Origin of the sequence: Yinghuangia sp. YIM S09857 (assembly GCF_051388915.1) — a bacterium.
GTDB lineage: Bacteria > Actinomycetota > Actinomycetes > Streptomycetales > Streptomycetaceae > Yinghuangia.
On record NZ_JBPKBH010000002.1, the window covers coordinates 102027 to 111250 of the forward strand.

Annotated in this window: 9 protein-coding genes; 3 read left to right on the forward strand and 6 right to left on the reverse strand. The window is 75.8% G+C overall.

The window, feature by feature from the left end; genetic code table 11:
• From ACRX5S_RS03605 to ACRX5S_RS03620, 4 genes are all read right to left on the reverse strand, one after another.
• Positions 1-232 (reverse strand): alpha/beta fold hydrolase (locus ACRX5S_RS03605; RefSeq protein WP_436771244.1); only part of this gene is annotated, 232 nt, incomplete at its 3' end.
• A 231-nt stretch (positions 233-463) separates the two neighbouring features.
• The gene (locus ACRX5S_RS03610; protein ID WP_436771245.1) at positions 464-1033 is read right to left on the reverse strand and encodes a hypothetical protein; all 570 of its coding nucleotides are present in this window, start codon (positions 1031-1033) and stop codon (positions 464-466) included.
• Between the two features lie 406 nt (positions 1034-1439).
• Positions 1440-3311: a phosphatase PAP2 family protein gene (locus tag ACRX5S_RS03615; RefSeq protein ID WP_436771246.1), complete on the reverse strand. Its 1872-nt coding sequence runs from the start codon at positions 3309-3311 to the stop codon at positions 1440-1442.
• A 215-nt stretch (positions 3312-3526) separates the two neighbouring features.
• Complete coding sequence (locus ACRX5S_RS03620) at positions 3527-4681, reverse strand: ADP-ribosylglycohydrolase family protein (RefSeq protein ID WP_436771247.1); 1155 nt, start codon at positions 4679-4681, stop codon at positions 3527-3529.
• Between the two features lie 286 nt (positions 4682-4967).
• Between ACRX5S_RS03620 and ACRX5S_RS03625 the strand changes: the two genes are divergently transcribed.
• On the forward strand, positions 4968-5357 hold the full coding sequence (locus ACRX5S_RS03625) for a VOC family protein (RefSeq protein ID WP_436771703.1): 390 nt from the start codon (positions 4968-4970) through the stop codon (positions 5355-5357).
• 172 nt (positions 5358-5529) lie between these two features.
• Here ACRX5S_RS03625 and ACRX5S_RS03630 read toward each other — a convergent pair whose 3' ends face one another.
• Positions 5530-6378 (reverse strand): TetR family transcriptional regulator, encoded by an 849-nt coding sequence (locus tag ACRX5S_RS03630; protein ID WP_436771248.1) that lies wholly within the window; start codon positions 6376-6378, stop codon positions 5530-5532.
• A gap of 268 nt (positions 6379-6646) precedes the next feature.
• On the opposite strand from ACRX5S_RS03630, the gene ACRX5S_RS03635 reads away from it, so the two are divergent.
• A complete protein-coding gene (locus ACRX5S_RS03635) occupies positions 6647-7864 on the forward strand; it encodes an acyl-CoA dehydrogenase family protein (protein WP_436771249.1) in 1218 nt (405 codons plus the stop codon).
• 296 nt (positions 7865-8160) lie between these two features.
• Positions 8161-8373: a hypothetical protein gene (locus ACRX5S_RS03640; RefSeq protein WP_436771250.1), complete on the forward strand. Its 213-nt coding sequence runs from the start codon at positions 8161-8163 to the stop codon at positions 8371-8373.
• A 648-nt stretch (positions 8374-9021) separates the two neighbouring features.
• Here the strand turns inward: ACRX5S_RS03640 and ACRX5S_RS03645 are convergent.
• Positions 9022-9165 carry a hypothetical protein gene (locus ACRX5S_RS03645; protein WP_436771251.1) on the reverse strand — a complete coding sequence of 48 codons (144 nt, stop codon included), beginning with the start codon at positions 9163-9165 and terminating at the stop codon, positions 9022-9024.
• Between the last annotated feature and the right edge of the window lie 59 nt (positions 9166-9224).

Sequence of the window (9224 nt, forward strand, 5' to 3'; positions counted from 1 at the left end):
GGTCGCGCAGGGTGTACGCGGGCGCCTCGGGGTCCTCGGTGGTCGACGCGCCGCTGTCGCGCAGGTCGTACCGCACCACGCGGCGCCCGCCCGCGGCGAGGCGCTCGCACAGCTCGTCGGGCCAGGACAGCATCGTCGTCCCGCCCGCGAGGAGGACGAGCGGGGCGTCCGCGTCGCCGAAGGACTCGATGCCCAGGGTGACGCCGTTGGCGGTGATGCCGGACGCGGTCATCGGGGCCCCCGGGAGGAGCGGTCGCCGCGGAACGGGGACGACGGGAGCGGTGTGGGGGTGGCGGGTGCGGTGCCGGTGCGTTGTGTCATGCCCAGTAGGACTGCGCGGGCGCGGCGAAGTCATCGGTCACGGAGCACATGACCGGCGACCGGCTTCGGCGGACCCGTCCAGGCCGTCACGTTCGGAGGACCGGACGTCGCCGGAGCCGGCCGGGCAGCGGAGGTTTTCCGGTCAGAGGAGCGTTCCGGCGGACTCCTCGTCCACGCCACCGAGCGCCACCGCGACGGCGGCGTCGGCCACCACCAGGGCGCCGAGGACGACCATCCACGCCTTCTCGCGGCGGTCCAGCGCCCGCCAGCGCCCCACCGTCCCCGCGCCGTCCGACACATCGGCCGCGACCTGGAGCCACGCCCACTCGGCGGCGCCCTTCCCGCCCCGGTCCAACGCGTGCCACCAGCCCGCCGCCACCACGGTGTCGCGTACGCCCAGGCCCCGCGACAACGCGGACGCGTCACCGACCCCCGCGGGGCGCGCCGGCAGCAGGCGCCCGGCCGCGTGCGGAGCCACCGCCTGCACCACCCCGACCGCGATCCGCCCGGCCGCCAACAACCGCGCCGCGCCCAAGGCCTGACGGGGGATCGGCCGCGCGCGATGCCGCGCCACCGCCCGGGAGACCACCGCCGTGGTCACCTGGGCACCGGTGACCTTGGCACCGACCGTCTTGCCGACCGCCTTCGCGCCGGGCGCCTGTCTCGGCGCCACCACCCGCGCGACCGCCGTACCGCCGGAAACGCCCCCCATGCCGACCGCCCTTCCTCCGCCGTGCTCGCCGAACGACCGTCCCAGCCGCGACCGACAACGCACGCCGGCCGACGACGCGCCGTGTCGCCGCTCCTCCGCCCCGTACCGGCCACTGTGCCGAACTCCAAGCCCTCGGCGCAGCCGGATTCCCCTCACCCTTGAGAGGGGCCCGGCGCGGAACCGGTTCCCGGCGGTGCTGGGAGGGCCGTGCCGTCCACGGCTCCCGGGCGAGGGGGAACGGTGCAAGCGGCTGCCGCCGCTGCGCGCCGGGGTGTCCGGATCACGCACGTGCGGTTCGGGGACGGGACAGCCACGCCGCGCGGAAGGACCGGGGGCGTCCTGGCGCGGCCGTACCGCCGTGTCGGCCCGGTATGGCCCGGTGTCGGCCCAATGCCCGCCAGGCGCGCTACGCGCGGCGCGCGCCCACCGGGCGGTAGACCACCAGCCGCCGCCCCTTCGCGATGCGCAGTTGGGACGCGCCCGGCCGGACCTCTCCGTCGACCGCCAGCGGCGCACCGGCCGCGATCTCCGTCAGCCGCATCGCCCGCGCGGTCGACGCCTCGTACACCCGCGACCGCCCCAGCGTCCCGGACAGCACCGCGGCGACCAGGCGGATCCGCGCGGCCGGCTTCGCGGCGTCGACGAGGCGGACGTCCAGCAGCCCGTCGTGCAGGTTGGGGCGGTACGCGGGCGCGAAACCGGGCGGCGCGTACGCCCCGTTGCCCAGGAACAGCAGCCACACCGACCGCGCCCGCCCGTTGACGCGCAGCTTGACCGGCCGCGCCTCCTTCAGCACCGCGACCAGGCCGACCAGCATCGCCGGCCACTTCCCGATCCGCCCCTCCATCGCCTCGCGCGCCCGCACCAGGTCCGGGTACACGCCCAGCGAGAACGTGTTCAGGAACACCTCGGGGTCCATGCCGCTCAGCGGCCCGAAGTCGTACGTGCGGTCGCGCGCGATCTCCGCGACGTCCACCAGCACCGCCTCCCCGGCACGCACCGCCCGCGCGGTGTCCTCCAGGCGCTGGAGCCCCAGGTCGGCCGCGAAGTGGTTCAGCGTCCCGGCCGGGAACACCGCGAGCGGGCAGCCGAAGTCCAGGGCGACCTTCGCGGCGGCGTTGATCGACCCGTCGCCGCCCGCGATGCCCAGCACAGCACCCTCGGACGCGGCCCGGCGCAGCAGCGCGACGAGGTCGGAGCCTTCGGGTTCACCGATCCCCCTCCCCGTCCCCGGCCCACTGCCCGTGCCGGTGCCGTCCGCAGCCGAGTCGCCGGTGCCCGCGGCGGCCACCGCGGCCGCCGCCGGCCCCGACGCGAGCACGACCGGCCCGGCCCCCGCCGACAGGTCCGTCGATTGTCCGTCCGACCGTCCGGGCGGCGGCTCACCGGCACCCGCCGCACCGCCGCCCGGCGCGCCGCCCTCCGCCTCCGGCGGCGGCACCCGCTCCAGGATCGTCGCCAGCGGCAGCAACTCCCGCAGCCGGGGCGCCACTTCGCCGTCCGGCCCCGCGGACGCGTTCACCACGACCACCAGGCCCTCGCCGCCGTCCAGCGCCGGGACCCGCACCCGCGGCTGCGGCGCGAACGCCGCCTGCACCGGACGCCGCGGCCACCACCGCAGCGTCACCACCGCGAGACCCGCACCCAGCGCCGCCCCGGCCAGCACGTCACCCGGGTAGTGCACCCCCGTGTACACACGGGAGAACGCGACGCCCCCGGCGAGCACCCCCGCCGCCGCGCCCAGCGACCGCGACTCCAGCGCCACGCCCGTCGCGAACGCCGCCGCCGACGCCGCGTGCCCGGACGGGAACGACGTCGTCCACGGCTGGCGCGGCAGCCGCCGCACGTGCGGCACCAGGTCCAGCACCGGGCGCGGCCGCCGCGTCCAGTTCTTCAGCACGACATTCGTCACCGTCGACGCCAGCGCCACCGACCCCAGGCCGCGCAGCGCCGCGCGCCGCCCCGCCCGTCCGCCCGACAACGCCATCGACCCGGCCGCGACCATCCACAGCCGCGACCGGTTCGCCGACCGCGACAACGCCGGCAGCGCCCGGTTCGCCCACGGGACGTGGTGCGACGCCACCCACGTGAACGCCGCCTGGTCCACCGCGTGCACACGGCCCAGCACCCCCGGCCGCGTCCCCGACACCGTCGGCGCCGAACCTGCCGCACTGGCCAGCCCCAGCGCCCCCGCGACGCCCGCCGCCACACCGGTGACCGCGCTGCCCACCGAACTCGCCGCCTGGCGGCGCAGCGCCGCCACCGTAGGCCCGTTCAAACCGGCCAGCCCACGCCGTGCGCCATTGCGTGCCCCACTCCACGTACCGTCCAAAGCACCGTTCACCGCACCGTTCAAGGCCTCGCCCAGAGCGCCGCCCAGCGAGCCGTCGCCCGAGGCGGCCTTCGCCGCTCCGGCCGTGCGGGAGGCCCGGGTCGCCCGCACGGCCTGTGCCGCCCGCGCCGCCTGTGCCGCCTCCGCGGCCGTGCGCCGCGTCACCGGGCGAGCGCCCCGGACAGCCGGACCAGGTCCTCCCGGTACTCGATCACCGGCTCCCACTCCGCGGGCCACGCCGCCATGCCGTACGCCGCGCCCGCGAACGCCCCCGCCAGCGCCGCGATCGAGTCCGAGTCGCCCGACGACGCCGCGGCCCGGGCGAGCGCGTCGACCGGCGCGTCCTCGTACATCAGGAAGCACAGCAGCCCCGTCGCGAACGCCTCCTCGGCGATCCACCCGGCCCCGGTCACCTGGCACGGGTCGCTGCGCCGGTCCGCGAGCACCAGCGCCGCGTCCAGCCGGTCCAGCACCGTCAGGCACTCGTCCCAGCCCCGCTCGATGAACGCCTCCGGCGTCGTCCCGAACGGACCGCGCCACAACTCGTCGCCCAGCCAGTCCCCGTGGTAGACCGACCGCTGCGCCTCGGCGTGCGCGCGCAGGTGCGCGGGGAGGGCGGACGGCGCGACCCCCGTGCGCAGCGCGTGCACCGCGGCCGCGGTGAGGTCGGACGCCGCCAGCGCGGTGGGGTGCCCGTGCGTCATCGCCGCCTGCAACTGCGCGGCGCCGCACCGGTCCGCCTCGCCGACGCCGTCCACGAGCGCGACGGGGGAGACCCGCATGTTCGCGCCGCAGCCCTTCGAGCCGCGCACGGTCGCCCACGACCACGCCACGCCGTCCGCGAGCGCCTCGCACGCGCGCAGGCAGGTGTTGCCGGGGGCGCGGTTGTTGTCGGGGGAGGCCCACCAGGTCAGGAAGTGCGTGCGCAGGCGGGGGGTGAGGCGCGCGGCGTCGAGGCGGGGGGCGGCCGCAGGGCCTTGGTTCGGCGCGTCGTGGGCGGCGCCTCTGCGGGCCGACTCGTTCGCGTCGGCCGGGTCGGCCGGGTCGGTGGAGTCGTCGGCGACGGTCGTGTCCCTAGGGGCGCCCGTGCGGCCCGTGTCGGTACCCAGGACGTCCGCCAGGGCCTGCGCCACCGCGAGGGCCATCTGCGTGTCGTCCGTCACCAGCGCCACGCCGCCGCGTACCGGGAGTTCGCGCGGGCCGGGTACGTCGTGGCGGCGCATGATCTCCGCGTACGACAGGAACTCGGTCGGCGCGCCGAGCGCGTCGCCGTACGCCAGCCCGAACATCGACCCCGCCACCCGGTCGTACCCCACACGCACCCCTTCGTCGAACTGTCCGTCGTACTGGTCCGTTGCCCTGGTCCGTCGCACCGGCCGGCCGTCGCCCGCCGTGCCGCCTGCCGCGTCGGCCACGAGACCGACCCGCCGCAGCGTAACGCCCGTCCCGCCCGGACGCGCGCCGCACAGGCGGCCGGGCGCGTGCTCCGCGCGGGTCCCCGCTGCGTCCGAGCGTCCCGTCGACGTCCCGTGCGGCGCACAAGACGTACAACACGCGCACAACGCAGGCATAACACGTGCCGTGACGGGCGAAGAGTGGGGCATGGACGTCCTGAGCAGCCGCATCCTGCTGCGGCCCACCGACCTCGAACGCACCCGCGCCTTCTACCGCGACGTCCTCGGGCTCGCGGTCTACCGCGAGTTCGGCACCGGGGAGCACCGCGGCACGGTGTTCTTCCTCGGCGGCGGCCACCTGGAGGTCTCCGCGGGCTCGGACACCGGCCCGACCGCGGCCACCCAGCTCTGGATGCAGGTGCGCGACCTCGCGGACGCCCACAAGACGCTGGCCGAACGCGGCGCCGAGATCCTGCGCGAGCCGCGCCGCGAGCCGTGGGGCCTCGACGAGATGTGGATCGCCGACCCGGACGGGCTGCGCATCTGCGTGGTCGAGGTCCCGGAGGACCATCCGATCCGGTACCGGCCGGGGACCTGAGGCCGGGCATTTCGGCGGGGTGCCGGGCGGGTGGCCGGGCCCGGCGTCTCGGTCGGGGGCCGGACCGGCCGAGCCGGCACGGCCCGCGGTCGCTGAACTGCCGAACCGCCGTACGCCCGGCAAGCACGCGGACGCCGGGCCGGGCGTGCCGCTTCCGGCGTACGGCTGCCGCTCAGCCGCCGTCCCCGCGCCCCGCCCCGTCCCGTCCGCCGGCCCCCTCCTCGACCGCGCCCTGCTCCGCCGCGTCACGGTCGGCCGCGTCGCCCGCCTCTGCCGCGGCGGCGAGGGCGGTGGGCAGGGCGCCCCACAGGAGTTCGGTGAGGTAGACGGTGAGTTCCGCGCGCTCGCACGGGCGTTCGTCCAGCCACCAGTCGCCGCACGCCTGCACCATGCCGACGATGCCGTGCGCCCAGGCGCGCGCCAGCACGCCCGTGGCCCCGACCGGGTCGAAGGACCGCGCCAGTTCCTCGCCCACGCGCCGCTGGTACGCCGTCACGTGCCCGTGCACGTCGGCCGACTCGGCCCCGGCGCGGTGCAGCAGGAAGCGGTAGACCTGCGGGTTCGCCTCGATGTGCGCGAGGTAGGTGTCGATCGTCGCCTGGACGCGCGCCCTCGGGTCGCGGGTCCGCGCGGGGTCGACGGCCGCGCGGATGGCGAGCGCGAGTTCCTCGGTGTGGCGTTCGGCGAGCGCGCGGTAGAGGCCGTCCTTGTCGCCGAAGTGGCGGTAGAGGATCGGCTTGGTGATGCCGGCCTCGGCGGCGATGGTGTTCATCGACGCGTCGGGGCCGTCGCGCATCACGACGCGGTCGGCGGCGTCGAGGAGTTCGAGGCGGCGGAGCGCGGAGCGTCCGCCCGCCGGTGCCGCGCCGCGCGGCCCGCCGGCGGTGCCGTCCGCCGCGCCGGCGGCGGATCCGGTGCCGGCCCTCGTACCGGCCCGGCCGGTAGCCCCCGTGCCGGCCCCTGTGGCGGCCCCTGTGGCGGCCGCCGCGGCGGAACCGGTGGCGGCTTCGTTGTGCGTCATGCGACCCTTCGCCGAACCCTCGCTCGTCCGATATCTGCCGTGCTCCGAGGCGTCCCGGCCTTGACAGACGTTACTAGGAGTAACACACTGCGGGTTACCCGCCGGTAACAGCCAGGTGGCCCACCCCAGCGTCCCACCCCGCACACCGCCCCGGCACCTCCACCCCGACCACCCGCGCCCGACCCGCCGCGTCCACCCGTCCCGCACACGCGGCCGCGACACCCCGGCACGGCATCACACCACCAACCACCCCAGGGAGCCAGACCCGATGAGCGCATTCTCCCTCCAACTCACCGACGACCAACGCACCGTCCGCGACTGGGTCCACGCCTTCGCGGCCGACGTCCTGCGCCCGGCCGCCGCGGAATGGGACGAACGCGAGGAAACCCCCTGGCCCATCCTCCAGGAAGCCGCCAAAGCCGGCCTCTACTCCCTCGACTTCTTCTCCACCCAGGCCTTCGACCCCACCGGCCTCGGCATCCCCCTCGCCATGGAGGAACTCTTCTGGGGCGACGCCGGACTCGGCCTCGCCATCACCGGCACCACCCTCGCCGCCGCCGGAGTCGTCGCCAACGGCACCCCCGACCAGGTCGCCACCTGGGCACCCCAGATGTTCGGCACCCCCGACGACGTCAAAGTCGCCGCCTTCTGCTCCAGCGAACCCGACGCCGGATCCGACGTCTCCGCCATGCGCACCCGCGCCACCCACGACGACACCACCGGCGAATGGATCCTCAACGGCGTCAAGACGTGGGCCACCAACGGCGGCATCGCCCACATCCACGTCGTCGTCGCCACCGTCGACCCCGCCCTCGGCGCCCGCGGCCAGGCCAGCTTCGTCGTCCCGCCCGCCACCCCCGGACTCACCCAGGGCCAGAAGTTCAAGAAGCACGGCATCCGCGCCTCCCACACCGCCGAAGTCGTCCTCGACAACGTCCGCATCCCCGGCGACTGCCTCCTCGGCGGCAAGGACAAGCTCGACGAACGCCTTGCCCGCGCCCGCGAAGGCACCCGCTCCGGCCGCACCAACGCCGCCATGGCCACCTTCGAGTCGTCCCGCCCCGCCGTCGGCGCGCAAGCCGTCGGCATCGCCCGCGCCGCCTACGAATACGCCCTCGACTACGCCAAGACCCGCGAGCAGTTCGGCCGCCCCATCATCGACAACCAAGCCGTCGCCTTCACCCTCGCCGACATGCGCACCCGCATCGACGCCGCCCGCCTCCTCGTCTGGCGCGCCTCCTGGATGGCCGCCACCGGCCAACCCTTCGACGCCGCCGAAGGATCCATGTCCAAGCTCTACGCCGGCGAGACCGCCAAATGGGTCACCACCAACGCCATGCAGATCCTCGGCGGCAACGGCTTCACCCGCGACTACCCCGTCGAACGCATGCACCGCGACAGCGCCGTCTACACCATCTTCGAAGGCACCTCGGAAATCCAACGCCTCGTCATCGCCCGCACCATCAGCGGCACCCCCATCCGCTGACCACCACACCCCGACCACCCCGACCACCCCGACCGCCAAGAGGGCCCTGAACCACCGCCGCACCAGCAGCAGTTCCGGGCCCGGCACCGAAGCCTCCCGCTGCGCCGCCTCCTGCAACACACCTCGAAAACCGCCCCACCCCGCACTACGATCCCCGCACGGCAGCCACCGAGGAGGTCGGGGAACACCCTGTTCCCGACGTCAACACAACTGGTACGCGGAGGGAACTGTGGTGGTGGGGCGGGCCGCTCGTCGGGCGGAGCGTACGGCCAGGGTCGAAGCCGCGGTCGGGAAGGATGCGACTCCCGCAGCACTCGACGCGCTGGAACTGGTCGAGTTCGCCTGGCTGCCACGGCGAGATCACACCCGGCGAGGACGTCGTCGACGACATCCTGACCTGCTCCCAAGGCGACCTCGCGCAGCTGGTCCAATGCGCCCTGATGGCCGTCACGGACTGGCGCGACCTCCGGACGGCCGCGGACGACATCAGGTCCGACAGGAACCGCTGAGCGGGCGCAGCGCCACCACGACGCGCTTGCGGACCCGGAACCGCAAGCGGGTTGGTTGCGGTTCCGGGCCCGCAGCAGAAAACGGGGGGATGCGTCAGGGGCTCAGGGGCGGGCGGCCGCCGCCGGGAGGGGCGGGGGCGGGCTCGGGACCGGGGCTGGGGCCGGGGTCCGGGGGGAGAGGGTCCGGAAAGGGGTCGGGGAGGGGCTCGGGTGTCGGCTCCGGCGACGGACCCGGGCTCGGGGGCGGAAAGGGATCAGGCGGCCACGGACCCGGCGGGCCCGGGGGAGCCGGCGGCGGACTCGGCGGATGGGTCACCACAACCTCCACACACACAAACAGAGCACCCCCCACGCCACCCCGCATACCCGCCCGCCCGGTCGGCGACGCGCGAGGAACGGGCGTACGAGGATCGGCAGGGGGCGCAGACACGGCCGGACGCGGCCGGACCCGGCCTTTCGGGCCGACCTCCTCGCCGACCGGCTCGCCAACGCCAACCCCGGCCCCGGTACGCGATCCCCCTGCGGGCCGGCGGGTTGCGCAGGGGGCGGGGACGCGGCGCTCCTGCGTACTTGTGGTGGCGGGCTTGGTGTTGTCCCCGTGCCGCTGCCCCGCCGTGTCGCCGTATGTCCAGGCTCGTCGGGCGGCCGTCAGCGCGCCAAGGGGGAGCGGCCCAGGGCCTCCGCGGCCGCCACCGCGGACGGGTCCAGATAGACGGACGTCGTGGAGACGTCCCCGTGTCCGAGGATGTCGGCGACCGTACCCACGTCGGCACCGGCCTGGCGCAGGAGCACCGTCGCGGCCGTGGGGGGGGGGGGGGGGGGGGGGGGGGGGGGGGGGGGGGGGGGGGGGG